The following is a 17,643-nucleotide window of genomic DNA, read 5'->3' as shown; positions in this document are numbered from 1 at the left end:
AAGTGCGAAGCGGTTTTCGGACAAGATGCGCGTCAAGATAAATAAATAGAGCGGTTCCACGTTTCGGTTGAAAGCGGAACCGCTCTGGTTTCTGGAGTTATCTTCTCCCATGGGTTTCACAGTCGCCATCGTCGGGCGTCCCAATGTCGGCAAGTCCACGCTGTTCAATCGCCTCGTCGGCCGCAAGCTGGCGCTGGTCGATGACCTGCCGGGCGTCACGCGCGACCGGCGCATCCACGATGCCAAGCTCTACGATCTGAAGTTTCAGGTCATCGATACGGCAGGTCTTGAAGAAGCTGCCAATGACAGCCTGGAAGCACGCATGCGCGCCCAGACCGAGGCTGCCATCCAGGAAGCCGACGTGATCCTGTTTGTCGTCGACGCCAAGAACGGCCTGACGCCGACCGACAGCACTTTTGCCGAAGTGGTGCGCCGTTCCGGCAAACCGGTCGTGCTGGTCGCCAACAAGGCGGAAGCGCGCGGCGCGCAATCCGGCATGTATGACGCTTTCCAGCTTGGCCTTGGCGAACCGTGCCCGATCTCTGCCGAACACGGTCAGGGCATGCCAGACCTGCGTGACGCCATTGTCGAGCTTCTGGGCGAAGAGCGCGTCTTCGCCGACGAGAAGGAAGAGGAAACCGCAGACGAGGTTTTCACGCCGAAGGCTGTCGGTGAACTGATCGGCGATGACATCGAAGACCCGGATGAAGAAGAAATCCCGGCCTATGATGCGACCAAGCCGCTGCGGATCGCCATTGTCGGCCGACCCAACGCTGGCAAGTCGACGCTCATCAATACGATGCTCGGTGAAGACCGCCTGCTGACCGGACCGGAAGCAGGCATCACCCGTGACTCGATCTCGGTAGATTGGGAATGGCGTGGCCGCAAGATCAAGCTGTTTGACACGGCCGGTTTGCGCCGCAAGTCGCGCGTGCAGGAAAAGCTCGAAAAGCTTTCGGTTGCTGACGGCCTGCGTGCGATCCGTTTTGCGGAAGTCGTCATCATCGTGCTCGATGCGACGATCCCGTTTGAAAAGCAGGATCTGCAGATTGCCGATCTCATCATCCGTGAAGGCCGGGCACCGATCATCGCATTCAACAAATGGGATCTGATCGAGGACCGCCAGATGGTTCTGGCCGATCTTTACGAAAAGACGGCCCGCCTGCTGCCGCAGGTGCGCGGGCTTCGCGCCGTGCCGATTTCCGGCGAGCGCGGACAGGGTATCGACAAGCTCATGGAGAATGTCGTCAAGACCCACGAAATCTGGAACCGCCGCGTTTCGACCGGACGTCTCAACCGCTGGCTGGCTGGCGTCATCGCGCACCAGCCGCCACCGGCAGTTTCTGGCCGCCGCCTGAAGGTAAAATATATGACGCAGGTGAAAACCCGTCCGCCGGGCTTCGTCGTGTCCTGCTCGCGTCCCGATGCGATGCCGCAATCCTATGTGCGCTATCTCATCAACGGCCTGCGTGAGACTTTCGATATGCCGGGTGTGCCGATAAGGCTTTCATTGCGCACCTCGGACAATCCGTTCGCTGGCCGCGCGAAGAAAAAGAAATAAGCTGACACACAAAAAGCCCGGAGCGATCCGGGCTTTTTGCTTTTCGATTCTCACGAGACACTGTTTGCGGCCTCGGCGATCAATCCGGCGACCTCGTCGGGTCTTGATGCAAGCGAGGCATGACTTGCATCCAGTGTGATGGTCTTGCGCGGGTTCATGCGTTCGGCCATTCGCTTCTGGTTTTCCGGCGCGATCATGTGGTCCTGGCTCGATATCTGATACCAAGTTGGCTTCTTCTTCCAGGCCGGTGCTGTGATCGTGTCACCAAATGTATTGGCGATGGGCGCCTTCTGCGTGATTGCCATGACCAGAGCTTCGTCGGCGCTCAAATCCTGGCAGAAGCTTTCGTGAAACTTATCGTACTTGATCCAGAGATATCCATCGCTGTCGGGAGCCAGATTGGGGAATGCCGCAGGTGGATGTTCCTGACTGATGCCGCCGGGGCTTTCGCCTGCATCTGGTGCAAAGGCAGCAATGTAAACCAGCCCCACCACATTCGGCAGATCACCTGCCTGTGTGATGACCGCACCACCATAGGAATGCCCGACCAGAAGTACCGGCCCCTCCTGCTGTACGGTCATCTTGCGCAAACGCTCGGCATCGTCGGCAAGCGACGTCAGAGGCATCTCCACGGCTCTTATCTTGTCATGTCCCATTCGGGAAAGTGCGAGGATGGCCTTGCTCCAATGGGCTGCCCCTCCCCAGAAACCATGCGCAAGTACGATAGTTGGTTTTGTGCTCATGAGACGGTTTCCTAATTGACGTTGATGCCAAGTCCGGCAATCGAGAATTAGGGCGTCCGTCCCGCATGAAAATAAGCTACTACTAATATATCTGGAGGCAGAGATTGCAGACTTCCGGCATGATGCCGGAAGTCGCGTTTGGTCTGGTCTTGCCCTTAGGTTTTCGGCAGCACAAATTCGACACGCCGGTTCTGTGCCCGTCCGTCGGGATTGTCCTTGCCCTTGATTTCATTGGGTGCGACAGGTTCGCTTTCGCCATGCCCTTCCGGTTTCAGTCGTGCCGATTGAACGCCATTATTGACGAGAAATTTGGTGACCGCATCGGCGCGGCTTTTCGACAGTTTATCGTTGTAGCTGTCGGCCCCTTTGGAATCCGTATGGCCCACCACACGGACTGCGGAATCCGGCATGCTTTCCAATATTTTGGCAATATCGGTCAGCGTCGCCTTGGCCTTGCCCGTTAGTTTGGCGCTGTCGAAATCGAACAGAATATCGCTCGTCACGGAAAGGACGATGCTATCCTCCGTTTCCCGCATGGTGATATTGCCGCTCTTCTCGACAATCTCCTGTGCCGCACCGGACAGGCCACGGGCCTTGCCATCGGTGCTGCCCGATGCCGAAACCAGATCGCGGATTTCGGGCACAAGATCACGGATATAAGCGCTGTTATCTGCACTTGTATTTTGCGCGGTCGCGACGGATGGCAGGCAAAGCACGGCGAGGCCGAGAGCGATGCAGCCTTTGATCTGATTGGTCATGGCCAGCCCCTATTCGGCGGGAACAGCGAAAGGCCCGAGCGGCTCGACCCCCTTGATATAGAGCGTCACCTTCTGGCCCTTCGGTGGTGCGGGAAAGACACCATGCCAGACGCCCACAACATGGCCATTGCCGAAAAGAGAAACCGATGCCGGAGCCAGCGGTTTGCCTTCGGAATCTTTCAGCAGAAGATATTTCTTGTCGCCTGCGAGAAGATAATAGTCATTCTCGTAATCCTTGTCCGACAGCGCGGTATAAAGCGTTGTCGAAACGCTTCCGCCTTCCTTAGCATTGATGAAACGGACCTTGACGGTCAGCTTGTCGCCATCTGCCACGACGCCGCTCACCTCTGCGGTGGCCTGACCGCTGCTGTGATAGCCACTTGCTATCGGCTGATTGGCTGGCTCCTGAGCATTTGCAGCGTGGGAAAGCGCACTGGCCGAAAGGAGGACAGTGGCAAGAACCGTACGTGAGAGAAACGCCATGAGTATCGCTTTCATTTGTTGGGTAACCTTGAGCATAGCGAAGCCGGATCGAAAACATCCGGGCATTGCGAAGGCGGTGAAAACAAATAAGCGGAGCAGTTCAGGGGATATGAATGAAAGACGAACCACTCCAGATGCGGCGGTGAAACCTAACAGGCAGAAGAAGGAGGTCATGTAAACTTTGGAAACACGCATTAACATTTGTGCGACCGGAAATTTTTCTCATCTGGACCGCGATGATCGCGATCGTGATCATAACCAGCATTTAATTTGGTAATTTCAGGTTGAGCTTGGCTTGCGCGGCTGCTAATTCGCCCGCTCTCCGGTTTTCTCCAAAGAAGGTGTAGTGATGACGAAGGCTGATCAGAGCCGTTTTGACGGCGTGACATTGGGCATCGACTTCGGCACGACGAACACCGTTCTGTCCGTGGCTGCACCCGATGGAACCACGGTCGTCCTGAGCGTGCCGAAGGATGGCGTGGATATTACCGGCTATCGCTCGATTCTTTGCTTCTGGCAAGATCGCGAAACCGGCGAGCGCACCGTTGAAAGCGGACCTTGGGCGATGGACGCGTTCGTCAACGCGCCGCATTCAACGCGTATGCTGCAGTCGTTCAAGACATTCGCGGCATCGAAATCCTTCACCGATACGCCGGTTTTCGGCAAGCGGTTCAAGTTCGAGGATATTCTGGCGAGCTTCCTCGAAACGGTCGCCGCGCGGCTGGGCGACCGCCTGCCACCAAAGGGCAATCGCGTGGTTATCGGCAGGCCGGTGATCTTTGCGGGCGCTTCGCCGGATGAAGCGCTGGCCATGCAGCGCTATGAGAAGGCGTTCAGGGCGTTCGGCTTCACCGATATTCACTACGTTTATGAGCCGGTTGCCGCGGCTTATTTCTATGCGCAGGAACTGAACGCAGCATCCACCGTTCTGGTGGCCGACTTCGGCGGCGGTACGAGCGACTTTTCCATCGTGCGCTTCGAAGTGGGCAAGAACGGCCTCAGCTTCACGCCGCTCAGCCAGACAGGTCTGGGCATTGCAGGCGATACATTCGACTATCGCATCATCGATAATGCCGTTTCGCCGCTGCTTGGAAAGGGTACGGAGTACCAGTCCTTCGGCAAAAGGCTGACCATACCGAACCATTATTATGCAAATTTTGCGCGCTGGAACACGCTGTTCCTGATGAACTCTCCAGCGACCATTCGCGATCTGGACGAACTGGCCCGGCAAGCGGTCGATCCAAAGCCCCTCGAACATTTCATCAACCTGATCGAGAACGATTACGGTTATGAGATATACCGCGCCGTTTCAGACCTGAAGGTAAGGCTTTCATCGCAGCGCATGTCGGAACTGCACTTTAAAGCCGATGATTTCGAAATCCGCTCCGACATCACGCGCAACGATTTCGAAAACTGGATCGCTGACGATGTGCGCCAGATTGAACAGTCGGTGCAGCAGGCGGTGGATAAAGCGGAGCTGGAAACGGCGTCTATCGACCGTGTTTTCCTGACCGGCGGCACGTCTTTCGTGCCGGTCATCCGTACGGTGTTTGAAAACCGCTTTCCCGACGCTGTGGTGACGAGCTCGAACCAGTTCGATTCCATCGCCAACGGCCTCGCATTGATCGGGCAGAGCGTGGATATCGACCGCTGGTCTGTGAAGCACGATTAAGTGTGGTCGGAGGATGGTTCACTCCAGGCCTGGAAAACCTTCCAATCGCCACTGCCGGTCTGGCTTGCGGACTGACGCAGACACCATACGAATCTTGCCCTTGATCCGGTCTTTCGATACGAGGCCAACATACTTTCCTCGGCTATCGTTGGCGTTATCGCGATTGTCTCCCATGATATAATATTGGCCGCGAGCGAGTGCCTTCTCCTTGACGTTGTCGATAAAGCCATGATCGACCGTATTCAGAAGAACATAGCTCTTACCTTCCGGTATTGTCTCACGCACGAAACGGCACTGATAATAAGAGTTCGACACGGTTTCTTCAGGGCAACCATCATCAATTGTTGATGTGATCTTCGTTGTTTCGAGTGCTTTTCCGTTGATAAGCGGTATGCCGTTCTCGATTTTGACCGATTCACCGGGCAGCCCGATCACTCGCCCGAGGAATTCAGCTTTGACCGGTACATCGCCCGACAATTCCTTCGAAACGTAGTCAACAGTATAGACGACGAGATCGCCGCGCTCGATCTTTTCCTGTGGTCTATAGCTGGTTGCAGCGACGACATCGCCTGGCCCAAAGACGGGCATCATGGATGTGCTGCTCACGCGCAGATTCATGAGTTCTGCTGTGGCGGTATTGCATGTAAGGAGGCTGCTGATGGCACCGGCAAGGCCAGCTATAAATGCCTTGGTAAACTGCATTATAATTATACCTTGGATTCAAAAATTGCGTGATGAGTAGGTGGCAAGTTTGCGTTGCTCCGTCAATCATCTTACGGGCACTGGCGTCAATTGGGTCAGTGAAAGTTGAGTGTAGGTTTCTCGAACTTACGAAGCGGTTGCCGTATCGGCAAAGCAGGCGGCAATTTCCTTGTTGGCGCCGAGCTTTTCCGCCCATTTGACAAGATCGGGTATCTCGCTTCTTTCAGCCATCCCGCCCCAGACGTCTTTCAGTGTCGGCAGCTTGCCGGAAAGGTCAAAAAAGAAATAACCGGGATCGGCCACCGGAACATCCGCATAGACGACGGACCAGTTACCATATTGCATGAAGCTCTCGATGCTGACGGAAGCCGGTTTGACTTTCTTGCCGAGACTTTGCGCGATGAAAGACCTGTAATCCGTTTTCTGCTGTTTGGTGAGCGTTGTCGTCACACCATCGCAAGCGGATTTGGCGAATGCGCTTCCTGCCGGAAGAGCCATCGCAACAGCAAGCAGAAGTGCCGCACGGGCAGGCGAAAAGTACGTGTTCATCATTCCCCTCAGAAAAATGTCCACTTTATTTCAGCAGCATAACCAATCTGCGGGCGATGCATAGGGAATTTTGACATGCTCATTGCTGATACTGGATGGCACCGATAAGGTCCGACCGTGAAAATAGCAAGGAGTCGGTCTTTCCATGCCAAGTGATGCCAAAGCCGGTCGTTTTACCGACAATCTTCGTCAGGTCGCCGAACCATTCTGGTCGCAAGCCGTCGGCCATCGCCTCGTCGGTGAAATCTATACGGGCACGGTCGCACCTGATGTCATGACGCGCTATCTGGTGCAGGATCATCGCTTTATCGACTGCTTTCTGTCACTGTTGGGTGGAACGCTGGTCAATTGCGACAGGATGGAAGCCAAGCTGACATTGGGCCGTTTCATCGGCATGATCAGCAGCGATGAGAACTCCTATTTCGAACGCTCCTTTGCGAAACTCGCAGTCGCTGACGCCGAGCGTTTCGATACACCTGATGCGACGCCAACCGCTGCATTCAAGGAACTGATGCTGGAAGCTGCGCGTTCAGGCTCCTATGCGGTCTGCCTGTCGGTGCTGACCGTTGCCGAATGGCTTTATCTCGACTGGGCTGAAAAAGCGCCAAAGCCTCTGCCCGACGATTTTATTTTCGCGGAATGGATCGTGCTGCATGACAATCCATACTTCGTGGAATTTGTCGGTTTCCTGCGCTCGGAACTCGATAGGGTCGGCCCGGCAGCGGCGGAACAATGCCAGCAGTTCTTCCGGCGAGCGGTCGAACTGGAAAAGACATTCTTCGATGCCGCCTATGAGAGCCGGAACTGATCAGTTGCTGGCGGCGGGGAAGGGGCAGTTGCTGTCGCCTTCCTCGCATTTGAGATATTTCTTGAGGTCGCTGACGCGCTCCGCCGTCAGGTCAGACAGGCAGATCGAATAGGCCATGCCGGAAATACTGCCGCCACCAACTGTCTGCATGTCGCATTCGGCGTCGCGAAAGGCGATCCATGTCCGTTGCGACTGAACCAGCTTTTTCTTCAGGTCCGCATCGTCGGCGCGGTGCTGCAAGGTCTTGAAGATCTTGTTCAACTCGCCATCCGATTTCTTGTAGGCTTTGCCATAGCATTCATTGAGTGCGGACTGCGAACTGGCGTTCTGGCAGTCGTCGGCTTGCGCTGTGGCAATGATTGCAAAAGCACTGAACGCCACCCCGATAACCCCGATTTTTAAAACCTGCATAAATTTCCTCCCCGAAACTTTGACGATACTATCTTCATCACAAATAGAACGTTTGTCATTAAAGAAAAGATGGCGCCAGGAGCATTTCCACTTTAAATAAAATGGAAGTGTCGGGAGTGCTATATTGTATTTGTTTTTCCACGCATCTTGGTCCGGTCGAAGCAGGATCAGAAATCAATCCACTGGACTGATTTCCCTGTGCAGCCAGGCGTTTCACATTTTTCGGGATGCACTCTAATCCTCGAAGCGGCTCGACCCATCGCGGTCGCGTTCATAACCCTTCATGTCCGGGAATGGCGGCAGCCAGGATTCGCGGCGAATGATCCAGAGTTCATAGGTCGGCTTGAACTGGTCCGGTGCGTCGAGTGAGCCAAGATTGATTTCGACTTCATCCGCGCTGCGCCCGAAAACAGGGGACCCGCAACGCGGACAGAAAAATCGTCCCGCATAGTCACGGGTCTCTCCCTCGACCGTAACCGCAGCTTCGGGAAATATCGCTGAAGCGTGAAACAGGGCTCCATGGTGCTTGCGACAGTCGAGGCAGTGGCAGATACCGACCCGATATGGTTGTCCCGTTGCTTCAAAGCGAACATTGCCGCACAGGCAGCCACCCGTAACCTTGTCCATGATGCACCTCCTCACTACAGCAATTCGGTTTTCGCAAAGCTGAAACTGCTTAAACCCCGCATTAACCATATTCGTTCATGGTTAATGCGCTGCTGATAATGACTGTATTCGCCAGAGCTGCAAGCGTGTCCTCCACCCAGTGGGCAAGGTTAATACTTCGTTATCACCGCATCAGTTTAGTCAGTGTGAGTGGAGTGTGCGGTGCGTCTTGTATCTTTACGAGCGCTGTTTGGTCGAAGGAAGGCCGTTGCCGAGCCGGTGTGGCATTACCCTGTCACGGGCTATTGCCCGGAAGAGGGACGCTATTACGCCGTAAGGGCAAAGCCACGCCAGATAGTTCATAAACCGCACCGTCTGGTGCCGCTGGTTCTGGCGGCCATGACTTATCTTTTCAATTCCAATGCGATTGCCTTTCAGGATATGGCGAGCCTGGTGCCGTCGGCTGATCTGGGATCGCATCGCTGGACTGCCTTTGTTGCCAAGGCGCCGGTCGGTTCCGTCCATCAGGCCGAAATGCCATTCGTGGATGCAACGACGGTAACGGGCAGCATCGCAACCAACGGCATCGAAGTGCCGGGCATTGGTCGTGTTGCGCTGTCCGGGGGTAAAAAGACGGCCAAGCTCGGCCCGGACGATCCGAACCCGGACGAAAACCGCATCAATCGCTCCGACAAGACGGGCCGCCTCGTCTCGGTGAAACCCAAGGCGCCCGCCAAGGCCTTCACTGCCGGGAGCATGTTCGACAAGATCAGCATGATCACGCGTCCGCCGGAAAAGACGGACGCGAAAATGGTCTTCTCTAACAAATTGGAGGGCAAGGAAGTCGCCATCACCATGGCGTTCCATGCGGTCAAACCGCCGAAGCCGCGCTCCGAAATGCCGACCCAGCTCGCCAAGCTCATTACCAATGACCAGCCGGATGCGCTGGCCCTTGGTTATGCGCCTGCGACGCCGGACTATGGCAAGACCTCGCCCTTTGAAAGCATTTTGAAGCCCCAGCCGGGCGAAGGCCGCTTCGTGCCACCGATCGGTGAGAAGGACCACGAATGGGCGGCTACGCCACTGCCGCCTTCCGCTTTCAGCAAGAGCGAACAGAAGTGCCTTGCCGAGGCTGTCTATTATGAAGCGCGCGGCGAAACGGTTAAGGGACAGGTTGCCGTCGCCCAGGTCGTCCTCAACCGCGTGCGCAACCCGGCCTATCCGGGATCGATCTGCGGTGTGGTCTACCAGAATCGCGACTGGCTCAATGCCTGCCAGTTTTCCTTTGCTTGCGACGGCCAGAAGCACCGCGTGACCGAAATGCCGCAATGGCGCATGGCGCAGCAGGTGGCAAAGACCGTCTCTGCCGGTCAGATATGGCTGCCGGAAGTTGGCTCCGCCACCCATTATCATGCGACCTATGTTCGTCCGTTCTGGGCCCCGACGATGAAGAAGGTCGCCAAGATCGGTCTCCACATCTTCTATCGCACCTATGGCGGCGGATGGAGCTGATTGCTCCTTCTCGCGGCAATAGAGGGATCGGCCGATTTCAAGTCACGTTTTTGTTAGCGGACTAAAAGGTCGAACAGGCGCATAAGGCCGACTTTCCTCCTGCCTTGAATGCGGCATGACCATCCGAAATCGATTCCGTTTTTTTAGCCAATAATGTGGCCAATCTGATCCTTTGGTCGGAAAATGAGTCGCACTAATATCTAAGTAATTGAGATTGCTCGATAAAAAACCTTTTGGAGCAATGCCTGCACCGCCTTGACTAGCGGGCGGCGTGTCAATATGTTGCGCGCAACTTGGAAATGGGATTGAAATCCTCGTATTTCTTGAAAAAAGGAGCTGCCAATGGCGCGCGGGACTGAACCCGGAAAGCCATCCGGTGCGATCAAGAATGCGAAGAACGAACCCGGTTCCGGGGAGCTGGATCAGCGTTTGAACCGCCTGGAGGCCGAACTGGCCAAGAAGGGTGTGCTCAAGCAACCGGCTTCCGAGGATGAGCGATCGGCGACTGCAAGCTCGGTCGCGCAGGCCATGAAGATTTCCAGCGAGTTTATCGCAGGGGTTCTGGTCGGTGCGCTGATTGGCTGGTTCATCGATCGTGTCGCTGGCACGTCGCCCTGGGGATTGATCGTATTTCTCCTTCTGGGCTTCGGTGCGGGCGTCCTCAACGTGCTTCGTTCCGCTGGATATGTTGCCGAACAGGCTAACATTAAATCTAGCGCGGAAAAGAACGACAAGAAATAGGACTTGACGGGCTTCACGGTAAAGTTCGTTCAAGTGTAAGTGAACAAATGGGCCTTCTGGTCCGAGACTGAAACGCCTTCGGGCAGACCAAATCGCCTTCGGGCAGGCCAAATTGCCTTCGGGCAGGGAAGACAGACGAGGTTAAGGTGGCGAACGATCCGATCCATCAGTTTCAGGTTTCCCGGTGGATTCCCATCGATGTAGGCGGTGTGGACCTTTCGTTCACGAACGTTTCGGCCTTCATGGTCGCAACCGTCGTGGTCGCTTCGGGCTTCCTTTATCTGACGTCTTCGGGCCGCGGCCTGATCCCGACCCGTCTGCAGTCGGTGTCGGAAATGGCTTACGAATTCGTGGCCACCAGCCTGCGGGATTCGGCAGGGTCGAAGGGCATGAAGTTCTTCCCCTTCGTCTTCTCGCTCTTCATGTTCGTTCTGGTCGCAAATTTCCTCGGTCTCTTCCCGTATTTCTATACGGTTACGAGCCAGATCATCGTGACCTTCGCGCTTGCGGTTCTGGTCATCGGTACGGTCATTGTCTACGGTTTCTTCAAGCACGGTCTTGGCTTCCTCAAGCTGTTCGTGCCGAGCGGTGTTCCCGGCATCATCGTGCCGCTGGTTGTCGCCATCGAAATCATCTCGTTCCTGTCGCGTCCGATCAGCCTCTCGGTTCGTCTCTTTGCGAACATGCTTGCTGGCCATATCACGCTCAAGGTTTTTGCGGGCTTCGTCGTCTCGTTGGCCGCACTTGGGCCCATTGGCATCGGCGGCGCTGTCCTGCCGCTGATCATGACGGTGGCGATCACCGCACTCGAATTCCTCGTAGCCTTCCTGCAGGCCTACGTGTTTACCGTTCTCACCTGCATGTACATCAACGACGCAGTACATCCGGGACACTGAGTTCAAGCCGGCGGGCGACCGCCAGAACTGAAATCCGCGCTTATATTCAATCCAGAAGGAGCTTAACATGGAAGCGGAAGCAGCAAAGTACATCGGCGCCGGTCTCGCCTGTTTCGGTATGGCCGGTACGGCTCTCGGCCTCGGCAATATCTTTGGCCAATACCTCTCCGGCGCTCTGCGCAACCCGTCCGCTGCTGACAGCCAGTTCGGCCGTCTGGTGTTCGGTTTCGCCGTTACGGAAGCTCTGGGCATCTTCTCGCTGCTCATCGCGCTTCTGCTCCTCTTCGCCGTCTAATCAACGGTTGCAAGGAACTGGCTGGCCGCGATCTGTATCTTGAAATGCAGCGCGGCTGGCCTTTGCATATGACGTCTGAGTAAGGCACGATCCCTCTCCATCTGGATCAGATCGTGCTGGATTAAAGGGGAAATCTGGATGTTCGTGTCCACGGCGTTTGCCCAAACCGCCACCGAATCGCAACCGGCACCTGCTGCTGGCGAGCACGGCGCAGCCGATGCTGTGCACACCGAAACCGGGGTCGCCAACGATGCCGGACACGGCAGCGGCGTATTCCCGCCGTTTGATTCCACCCATTACGCATCGCAGATCCTTTGGCTCGCGATCACCTTCGGGCTTTTCTATCTGTTCATGTCGCGCGTGGTTCTGCCGCGCATCGGCGGTGTGATCGAAACCCGTCGCGACCGTATCGCTCAGGATCTCGAGCAGGCAGCCCGCCTCAAGCAGGATGCCGACAATGCTATTGCTGCTTACGAGCAGGAACTGACCCAGGCCCGCACCAAGGCTGCTTCGATCGCCGAAGCTGCTCGTGAAAAGGGCAAGGGCGAAGCCGACGCAGAACGCGCTACGGCCGAAGCAGCACTTGAAGGCAAGCTCAAGGAAGCTGAAGAACGTATCGCCGCGATCAAGGCCAAGGCCATGAACGACGTCGGCAACATTGCCGAGGAAACCACGGCAGAGATCGTCGAACAGCTTCTGGGCACCAAGGCCGACAAAGCTTCGGTAACAGCAGCCGTCAAGGCTTCGAACGCCTGAGGAGAGGACAATGGACGCTACATTTTGGGCACTGATTGGCCTCATTATCTTTCTGGCAATCCTGGCTTACCTGAAGGTTCCGGGTATGGTCGGTCGTTCGCTCGATGAGCGCGCTGACCGCATCAAGAACGAACTGGAAGAAGCCCGCACGCTTCGTGAAGAGGCCCAGCAGCTGCTGGCCGAATATCATCGCAAGCGCAAGGAAGCCGAAAAGGAAGCGGGCGACATCGTTGCTTCCGCCGAGCGTGAAGCCAAGGCACTTCTCGAAGACGCCAAGCGCGCGACGGAAGAATATGTTGCACGCCGCAACAAGCTTGCCGAGCAGAAGATCGCAACGGCTGAAGTCGATGCTATCAACGCAGTTCGCGCTTCGGCGGTCGATCTGGCAGTTGCTGCAGCTGGCAAGATCGTTGCCGACAAGGTCGACACGAAGGTCGCAGGCAACCTGTTCAAGGATGCTCTGTCGCAGGTCAAGTCGAACCTGAACTAATCCCGGCTTATACAGCTTTCTAGAAAACGCCGCCTCGAAAGGGCGGCGTTTTTGTTTTCCGGGTTGAGAAATCGATTTCGATACAGTCCGATCAGCGGCTGGCTGCCATGCCACCCAATTTGTGAAACAACGGTCGATATTCCTCCAAAGCAAGGTCATCCAGTGCGCAGGCTTCCTCTGGCATGAACCACCGCAGTTCCGTATGTTCCTGGTCGCGAATGGCAGGGCGGCCGCCCCAGGCGGTGACGGTAAAGAGGTGGAATGACGCTGCCGGACTTGCGATCTCTATAGTGGTGAGGAACGAAAACGAGTGAAGCGTTAGTCCGAGCTCCTCTTGGATTTCCCGTTGGAGTGCGCGTTCAAAACTCTCTCCTGCTTCAACATGACCGCCCGGAAAGCTCCAACGGTTTGGATAGGCGCGGCGATCCGGACTGCGACGGCCCAGAAGAACGCCCTGAGAGCCGACGAGAACTGCATTGACAATATCCGGCATGATTGTCCTTCGATGGTGTAACGCGAGGTCAATCCTTGCGGCCTGTGAGATGGGCGAGCGGCAGCTCTCCCTGTGACTTGACCGTCTGGATGGCGAAGTTGCTCCGAATGTCGATCACGCCGGGAAGCCGCAGCAGCGTGCCGGTTAGAAAGCGCTCATAGGCTGCGAGATCAGGCACCACCACCTGCAGCAGAAAGTCGGATTCTCCCGATACGAGATGGCATGAAAAGACCTCCGGCAGATTCTGCACGGAGGTGCGAAACGCCGTCGCGGTTTCCTCGTGATGGCGCTCCACCCGGATGCCCACGAAAACAGTCAGCCCAAGACCGACCGCGTTTCGATCCAGCGCTGCATGATAGCCTTGAATGACGCCTGCCTTTTCGAGCATCTTGACGCGCCGCAGGCACGGAGAGGGCGACAGACCAATTTTCTCCGCCAATTGCACATTGGAGAGCCGCGCATCGTCCTGGAGTGCGGTCAGTATTTTGCGGTCGATAGCGTCCAGTTTCAGTGTTGGCATAATCCGACAATCATAGTTGTTATGTTGGCAGAATGTACCACAAATCCGTAACATTGCGCCACAAATCGCAAGGGCATGCGCATCTATCTCCGCATAGTTTCGACCATGCAGCTGCTTCGCATAGCGGACCGGCTGGCACTCTCTTTTTTCGCATTAGCCTACGCAAAACTGCTTCGCGCTTTTGCTGGAAATGCTCTGGTGGACGATATCGATGAGCGAGATGTGGTTATATGCAGGCGCACTGGCTGCTGCATTTCTTATTCCTGGACCGGATATGCTTCTGCTCCTCCAGACTGGTGCAGCACAGGGCAGGACACATGCGCTTGCAGCGGCAGCAGGGCTTGCAATCGCGCGCGCTTGTCACGTCGCCCTTGCCGCACTTGGTCTGGCTGCACTTCTTCATGCTTTTCCTGTCGCGTTTCAGTTCGTTCGGATCATCGGTGCCTGCTATCTGGTCTGGATTGCCATCGGCATTCTGCGCCACCCCTTGCCGACAGTGGATGCAGCTGGCGGCGTGCGCGAACGCCGGTCCTATCTGGCTTCGGCTCGCAAGGGTCTCCTCACCAATCTGCTCAACCCGAAAGCGTTGCTTTTCTGTTCGGTCCTTCTGCCGCAGTTCATTCATCCCGAAAATGGCAGCATTACGCTCCAGTTCGCGTTGCTGGGGACCGTGATGACGATCGTGGGATTGTCGTTCGACACAATCTACGCCTTCACAGGTTCGTCGCTTGGAAGCCTGTTCAAACGTTATCCTGCCATACAGTCGGTACAGCGCTGGGGCTTTGCAGCGCTGCTTTTCGGCTTCGCGGCCAAGCTTGCAACTGTTTAAACGCTGTAGCGGCCTTTGATGGGCGCGAAAGTATAGCGGTGGATGCCGGGAACGGGACCAGCCGTTTCTATGGCGGCGCGATGTTTCACGGTCGCGTAGCCGGCATGGATTTCCAGTCCGTAAGGTGGATGCGCCGCTCCGGCACGCATCATCATACGGTCGCGCGTTACCTTGGCGACGATGGAGGCCGCGGCGATGGAGACGGAACGCTGATCGCCTTTGACCAGAGCTGATCCGGGGCAGCGAAGTCCGGGCGGAACATCACGTCCGTCAATCAGCGCATGGCATGGCTGCAAGGTCAGGCAGACAGAAGCGCGACGCATGGCTTCAAGCGCGGCTTTCCTGATATCGCTTGCATCGATGCTGCGCGCGCTGAGGCTTGCCACCGAAACGGTGATGGCTTTTTCCAGAATGGTTTCGTAGAGCGCTTCACGCTTTACAGCCGTGAGACGCTTGGAATCGTCCAGACCGTTTGGAAGGTTGTCGATATCGAGCACCACGGCAGCAGCCACGACAGGACCGGCCAAAGGTCCACGTCCTGCTTCATCTATGCCGACGATGTGTTTCAGTCCGCGCGCAAGCAATCTTTTCTCTTCAGAAAAGTCAGGCGCGAGTGGGATATCAAAGAGAAGCGGAGAATCAGAAGCCGAGCGTTTCATTTGGCGGCGATGCTCGCATTGCTTCCGATTCTCCGCAAGGGCCCTGCTCGAGGATGGTGGCGTGAAAGCAGGTAGCCCCTCCGTCCGAAAAGAAATCAGACGGGAATTGAACTGACGACTGATAGGATATGCAGTTTGAAAAGCGGCACCAGCCCAAGGTGAAGTTCGCCTTTTGGAGCCCCTTTGTGTGCCTCGCCTAAAACAGTGAAAGCTGTTTGCCTCCCTTTTCGACCGGTTCGAACAGATCGGTGCGCAACTGAAGGCGACGCGCATTGAAACCGAGCTTGCGTGCTGTGATCTCGAAACGGCGTCCGATCTGCCATGCATAGGGACCTGTGCCGCGCATGCGCTTGCCCCATTCGGCATCGTAATCCTTGCCGTCGCGCATGGAGCGCACCAGCGACATGACATGACGATAGCGATCCGGGTAATTGCGCAGCAGCCAGTCCTTGAACAATGGGGCTACTTCGAGCGGCAGGCGCAGCAGAACATAACCCGCCTCGCGCGCGCCCTGCGCATAGGCTGCATCCAGAATGCGCTCAATCTCGTGATCGTTGATACCCGGAATGACCGGCCCCATCATGACGGACGCTGGAATACCCGCATCGGCCAGCTTACGGATGGCCTGAAGCCGCAGTGTCGGCGTCGAGGCGCGCGGCTCCATCGTGCGAGATAGATGAGCATCGAGCGTCGTGACTGACAAGGCGACCTTGGCCAGCCCTTTCTCGGCCATGCGGCTTAGAATATCGACGTCACGCACCACCAGGGCGGATTTCGTCACGATGCCTACCGGATGATTGGCAGCCTCCAGCACTTCGAGAATTTCGCGCATGATGCGCCATTTCTTCTCGACCGGCTGATAGGGATCTGTATTGGTGCCGATGGCGATGGTCCTCGGCTGATAATTGGGCTTGGCGAGCTCGCGCTCCAGAAGGCGCGCTGCATCCGGCTTCGCGAACAGGCGGGATTCGAAATCGAGACCGGCAGAAAGCCCCATGTAACTATGGGTCGGACGGGCAAAGCAATAGATGCAACCGTGCTCGCAACCGCGATAGGGATTGATCGAGCGGTCGAAATTGATGTCGGGTGAATCATTGCGGGTGATGATCGTGCGCGGCTTTTCGATCTGCACGTCGGTCTTGAACGGCGGCAGTTCCTCAAGCGTGGTCCAGCCGTCATCGAAATCATGCCGCGTCGTCGGCTCGAAGCGTCCGGTCGGGTTGATGCCCGCGCCGCGTCCGCGCCTGCGAGCATGATCGATGCGCAGGCCTGCCTCACCGATCATCGCATTGGCGTGATCCGCGCGTCCACTACCGAAGGCAGCCATGTCGGCCTGCTTGATGATATCTGCCTGCTGGATCACTTCCATTTTCGTCTCCCTGAATGGAAACATCTGGCGTTGTGCAGCCACGGCGAAAGCAAACCGGGGAACAGGAGCCCCCTTCAGGGCTGAAAACTGTTCTGTTGCGCGTGCCGTGTTGCCATGCGATTCTGTTCTGATGAATCTATTCCTATCGCAAGATTTAGAACAAAGCAAGAACATATGTGCAGCAGCTTTCCGTTCACGCGTTCTTGATATATGAAACGCGCATGTTGTCCGTGGTCATCGAAACCCTGAATTCAGAAAGAGCACTGGCCCACACGCTTTCGGCTTTGGTGCCGGCTGTTGTGGAGGGGTTGCTGCGCCGTGTTACGGTCGTCGACCGGGGGTCATCGGACGAAACCGCTCTCGTCGCGCTCGGTGCCGGCTGTAGCTTTTATGCCGAAATGGATATTGAGGCGGCGCTCGCAGAAATCCGCACGCCGTGGGTACTGTTGCTGAAACCGGGCGCTATTCCGCAGGAAGGATGGGAGGAAGTCCTCCGCCGCCACATGGATAATGATGGGGGTACTGCGCGCTTTTCACTGCCGGAAGATAGCGGCTTCGGCACGGTCCGTAAAATCTTCGGCCACAAGGCGACGCTCGATGCCGGGCTTCTGGTTCGGTTGGATCTTTTGAAGCCGCTGTTGCTCGACGGCGTGGCGTTTGATCTGCTTCCACAGCACTTGCGGCCGGTCCGTCTCAAACACCCCATTCTGCCGCCCGACGAAGACTGAACAAAACAAAAAGGCGAAGCTGGAAGCTTCGCCCTTTTCGTCAGACATGCTGACCGGATTAG

The 17,643-nt window shown here is 56.4% G+C and carries 22 protein-coding genes; 11 read left to right on the top strand and 11 right to left on the bottom strand.

Features of this window, described 5'->3' with window-relative positions; genetic code table 11:
- Nucleotides 1–109 precede the first annotated feature (109 nt).
- Nucleotides 110–1,561 carry a ribosome biogenesis GTPase Der gene (gene der, locus FG152_RS08295; RefSeq protein WP_012090772.1) on the top strand — a complete coding sequence of 484 codons (1,452 nt, stop codon included), beginning with the start codon at nucleotides 110–112 and terminating at the stop codon, nucleotides 1,559–1,561.
- A gap of 50 nt (nucleotides 1,562–1,611) precedes the next feature.
- Here the strand turns inward: der and FG152_RS08290 are convergent, their stop codons facing one another.
- The 3 genes from FG152_RS08290 to FG152_RS08280 all read right to left on the bottom strand — a co-directional run bounded on the left by FG152_RS08290 (nucleotide 1,612) and on the right by FG152_RS08280 (nucleotide 3,560).
- A complete protein-coding gene (locus FG152_RS08290; RefSeq protein WP_010658312.1) occupies nucleotides 1,612–2,304 on the bottom strand; it encodes an alpha/beta hydrolase in 693 nt (230 codons plus the stop codon).
- Between the two features lie 155 nt (nucleotides 2,305–2,459).
- Nucleotides 2,460–3,062, bottom strand: a complete 603-nt coding sequence (locus FG152_RS08285; protein ID WP_029925639.1) for an OmpA family protein — start codon at nucleotides 3,060–3,062, stop codon at nucleotides 2,460–2,462.
- 9 nt (nucleotides 3,063–3,071) lie between these two features.
- Entirely contained in the window at nucleotides 3,072–3,560 is a 489-nt protein-coding gene (locus FG152_RS08280; RefSeq protein ID WP_051686625.1) for a hypothetical protein, read from the bottom strand.
- A gap of 334 nt (nucleotides 3,561–3,894) precedes the next feature.
- On the opposite strand from FG152_RS08280, the gene FG152_RS08275 reads away from it, so the two are divergent.
- Nucleotides 3,895–5,217 (top strand): Hsp70 family protein, encoded by a 1,323-nt coding sequence (locus tag FG152_RS08275; RefSeq protein ID WP_094514839.1) that lies wholly within the window; start codon nucleotides 3,895–3,897, stop codon nucleotides 5,215–5,217.
- An 18-nt stretch (nucleotides 5,218–5,235) separates the two neighbouring features.
- Here the strand turns inward: FG152_RS08275 and lepB are convergent, their stop codons facing one another.
- Both lepB and FG152_RS08265 read right to left on the bottom strand, forming a co-directional pair.
- Complete coding sequence (gene lepB / locus FG152_RS08270) at nucleotides 5,236–5,919, bottom strand: signal peptidase I (RefSeq protein WP_029925634.1); 684 nt, start codon at nucleotides 5,917–5,919, stop codon at nucleotides 5,236–5,238.
- Between the two features lie 126 nt (nucleotides 5,920–6,045).
- The gene (locus FG152_RS08265; RefSeq protein ID WP_029925631.1) at nucleotides 6,046–6,468 is read right to left on the bottom strand and encodes a hypothetical protein; all 423 of its coding nucleotides are present in this window, start codon (nucleotides 6,466–6,468) and stop codon (nucleotides 6,046–6,048) included.
- 145 nt (nucleotides 6,469–6,613) lie between these two features.
- On the opposite strand from FG152_RS08265, the gene FG152_RS08260 reads away from it, so the two are divergent.
- On the top strand, nucleotides 6,614–7,276 hold the full coding sequence (locus FG152_RS08260; protein ID WP_094514842.1) for a TenA family protein: 663 nt from the start codon (nucleotides 6,614–6,616) through the stop codon (nucleotides 7,274–7,276).
- Here FG152_RS08260 and FG152_RS08255 read toward each other — a convergent pair whose 3' ends face one another.
- Together FG152_RS08255 and FG152_RS08250 are read right to left on the bottom strand one after the other, a co-directional pair.
- Nucleotides 7,277–7,687, bottom strand: a complete 411-nt coding sequence (locus FG152_RS08255; protein WP_029925627.1) for a lysozyme inhibitor LprI family protein — start codon at nucleotides 7,685–7,687, stop codon at nucleotides 7,277–7,279. It abuts the gene before it with no gap.
- 234 nt (nucleotides 7,688–7,921) lie between these two features.
- Nucleotides 7,922–8,314 (bottom strand): GFA family protein, encoded by a 393-nt coding sequence (locus tag FG152_RS08250; protein WP_029925625.1) that lies wholly within the window; start codon nucleotides 8,312–8,314, stop codon nucleotides 7,922–7,924.
- Nucleotides 8,315–8,515: 201 nt separating this feature from the next.
- Between FG152_RS08250 and FG152_RS08245 the strand changes: the two genes are divergently transcribed.
- The 6 genes from FG152_RS08245 (at nucleotide 8,516) to FG152_RS08220 (ending at nucleotide 12,983) form a co-directional block, all read left to right on the top strand.
- Complete coding sequence (locus tag FG152_RS08245) at nucleotides 8,516–9,805, top strand: cell wall hydrolase (protein WP_029925623.1); 1,290 nt, start codon at nucleotides 8,516–8,518, stop codon at nucleotides 9,803–9,805.
- Nucleotides 9,806–10,147: 342 nt separating this feature from the next.
- Entirely contained in the window at nucleotides 10,148–10,546 is a 399-nt protein-coding gene (locus tag FG152_RS08240; RefSeq protein ID WP_010658320.1) for an AtpZ/AtpI family protein, read from the top strand.
- A gap of 146 nt (nucleotides 10,547–10,692) precedes the next feature.
- Nucleotides 10,693–11,442, top strand: coding sequence for a F0F1 ATP synthase subunit A (locus tag FG152_RS08235; RefSeq protein ID WP_010658321.1), 750 nt, complete (start codon nucleotides 10,693–10,695; stop codon nucleotides 11,440–11,442).
- A gap of 67 nt (nucleotides 11,443–11,509) precedes the next feature.
- Complete coding sequence (locus tag FG152_RS08230) at nucleotides 11,510–11,737, top strand: F0F1 ATP synthase subunit C (protein ID WP_002963544.1); 228 nt, start codon at nucleotides 11,510–11,512, stop codon at nucleotides 11,735–11,737.
- 138 nt (nucleotides 11,738–11,875) lie between these two features.
- Nucleotides 11,876–12,493 (top strand): F0F1 ATP synthase subunit B, encoded by a 618-nt coding sequence (locus FG152_RS08225; RefSeq protein ID WP_010658322.1) that lies wholly within the window; start codon nucleotides 11,876–11,878, stop codon nucleotides 12,491–12,493.
- 10 nt (nucleotides 12,494–12,503) lie between these two features.
- Nucleotides 12,504–12,983: a F0F1 ATP synthase subunit B gene (locus FG152_RS08220; protein WP_010658323.1), complete on the top strand. Its 480-nt coding sequence runs from the start codon at nucleotides 12,504–12,506 to the stop codon at nucleotides 12,981–12,983.
- Between the two features lie 91 nt (nucleotides 12,984–13,074).
- On the opposite strand, the gene FG152_RS08215 is transcribed toward FG152_RS08220, so the two are convergent.
- Nucleotides 13,075–13,476 (bottom strand): NUDIX domain-containing protein, encoded by a 402-nt coding sequence (locus FG152_RS08215; protein WP_043062694.1) that lies wholly within the window; start codon nucleotides 13,474–13,476, stop codon nucleotides 13,075–13,077.
- Between the two features lie 28 nt (nucleotides 13,477–13,504).
- Complete coding sequence (locus tag FG152_RS08210) at nucleotides 13,505–13,996, bottom strand: Lrp/AsnC family transcriptional regulator (RefSeq protein WP_010658325.1); 492 nt, start codon at nucleotides 13,994–13,996, stop codon at nucleotides 13,505–13,507.
- A 211-nt stretch (nucleotides 13,997–14,207) separates the two neighbouring features.
- On the opposite strand from FG152_RS08210, the gene FG152_RS08205 reads away from it, so the two are divergent.
- The gene (locus FG152_RS08205) at nucleotides 14,208–14,825 is read left to right on the top strand and encodes a LysE family translocator (protein ID WP_029925616.1); all 618 of its coding nucleotides are present in this window, start codon (nucleotides 14,208–14,210) and stop codon (nucleotides 14,823–14,825) included.
- On the opposite strand, the gene rnhB is transcribed toward FG152_RS08205, so the two are convergent.
- Together rnhB and FG152_RS08195 are read right to left on the bottom strand one after the other, a co-directional pair.
- Nucleotides 14,822–15,484, bottom strand: coding sequence for a ribonuclease HII (rnhB, locus tag FG152_RS08200; protein WP_036595825.1), 663 nt, complete (start codon nucleotides 15,482–15,484; stop codon nucleotides 14,822–14,824). The genes FG152_RS08205 and rnhB overlap by 4 nt on opposite strands.
- Nucleotides 15,485–15,680: 196 nt before the next feature.
- On the bottom strand, nucleotides 15,681–16,853 hold the full coding sequence (locus FG152_RS08195; RefSeq protein WP_029925611.1) for a PA0069 family radical SAM protein: 1,173 nt from the start codon (nucleotides 16,851–16,853) through the stop codon (nucleotides 15,681–15,683).
- 221 nt (nucleotides 16,854–17,074) lie between these two features.
- Here FG152_RS08195 and FG152_RS08190 point away from each other — a divergent pair, with 221 nt between their 5' ends.
- On the top strand, nucleotides 17,075–17,581 hold the full coding sequence (locus FG152_RS08190; protein WP_029925609.1) for a glycosyltransferase family protein: 507 nt from the start codon (nucleotides 17,075–17,077) through the stop codon (nucleotides 17,579–17,581).
- Nucleotides 17,582–17,643: the final 62 nt, after the last annotated feature.

Source organism: Ochrobactrum sp. XJ1 (genome assembly GCF_024701725.1).
In the GTDB taxonomy this organism is placed as follows: Bacteria; Pseudomonadota; Alphaproteobacteria; order Rhizobiales; family Rhizobiaceae; genus Brucella; species Brucella anthropi.
Note: the sequence above shows the minus strand (reverse complement) of the source record. Positions and strands in the feature narration are given on the sequence as shown.

Excerpts from the sequence above, each read along its gene's own strand:
- FG152_RS08250 (WP_029925625.1), bottom strand. The coding sequence starts at position 8,314 with ATGGACAAGGTTACGGGTGGCTGCCTGTGCGGCAATGTTCGCTTTGAA.
- FG152_RS08195 (WP_029925611.1), bottom strand. The coding sequence starts at position 16,853 with ATGGAAGTGATCCAGCAGGCAGATATCATCAAGCAGGCCGACATGGCT.
- FG152_RS08205 (WP_029925616.1), top strand. The coding sequence starts at position 14,208 with ATGAGCGAGATGTGGTTATATGCAGGCGCACTGGCTGCTGCATTTCTT.
- FG152_RS08255 (WP_029925627.1), bottom strand. The coding sequence starts at position 7,687 with ATGCAGGTTTTAAAAATCGGGGTTATCGGGGTGGCGTTCAGTGCTTTT.
- FG152_RS08265 (WP_029925631.1), bottom strand. The coding sequence starts at position 6,468 with ATGAACACGTACTTTTCGCCTGCCCGTGCGGCACTTCTGCTTGCTGTT.
- FG152_RS08275 (WP_094514839.1), top strand. The coding sequence starts at position 3,895 with ATGACGAAGGCTGATCAGAGCCGTTTTGACGGCGTGACATTGGGCATC.
- FG152_RS08290 (WP_010658312.1), bottom strand. The coding sequence starts at position 2,304 with ATGAGCACAAAACCAACTATCGTACTTGCGCATGGTTTCTGGGGAGGG.
- FG152_RS08225 (WP_010658322.1), top strand. The coding sequence starts at position 11,876 with ATGTTCGTGTCCACGGCGTTTGCCCAAACCGCCACCGAATCGCAACCG.
- FG152_RS08230 (WP_002963544.1), top strand. The coding sequence starts at position 11,510 with ATGGAAGCGGAAGCAGCAAAGTACATCGGCGCCGGTCTCGCCTGTTTC.
- FG152_RS08260 (WP_094514842.1), top strand. The coding sequence starts at position 6,614 with ATGCCAAGTGATGCCAAAGCCGGTCGTTTTACCGACAATCTTCGTCAG.
- FG152_RS08280 (WP_051686625.1), bottom strand. The coding sequence starts at position 3,560 with ATGAAAGCGATACTCATGGCGTTTCTCTCACGTACGGTTCTTGCCACT.
- FG152_RS08220 (WP_010658323.1), top strand. The coding sequence starts at position 12,504 with ATGGACGCTACATTTTGGGCACTGATTGGCCTCATTATCTTTCTGGCA.
- FG152_RS08190 (WP_029925609.1), top strand. The coding sequence starts at position 17,075 with ATGTTGTCCGTGGTCATCGAAACCCTGAATTCAGAAAGAGCACTGGCC.
- FG152_RS08210 (WP_010658325.1), bottom strand. The coding sequence starts at position 13,996 with ATGCCAACACTGAAACTGGACGCTATCGACCGCAAAATACTGACCGCA.
- FG152_RS08215 (WP_043062694.1), bottom strand. The coding sequence starts at position 13,476 with ATGCCGGATATTGTCAATGCAGTTCTCGTCGGCTCTCAGGGCGTTCTT.
- FG152_RS08240 (WP_010658320.1), top strand. The coding sequence starts at position 10,148 with ATGGCGCGCGGGACTGAACCCGGAAAGCCATCCGGTGCGATCAAGAAT.
- lepB (WP_029925634.1), bottom strand. The coding sequence starts at position 5,919 with ATGCAGTTTACCAAGGCATTTATAGCTGGCCTTGCCGGTGCCATCAGC.
- der (WP_012090772.1), top strand. The coding sequence starts at position 110 with ATGGGTTTCACAGTCGCCATCGTCGGGCGTCCCAATGTCGGCAAGTCC.
- rnhB (WP_036595825.1), bottom strand. The coding sequence starts at position 15,484 with ATGAAACGCTCGGCTTCTGATTCTCCGCTTCTCTTTGATATCCCACTC.
- FG152_RS08285 (WP_029925639.1), bottom strand. The coding sequence starts at position 3,062 with ATGACCAATCAGATCAAAGGCTGCATCGCTCTCGGCCTCGCCGTGCTT.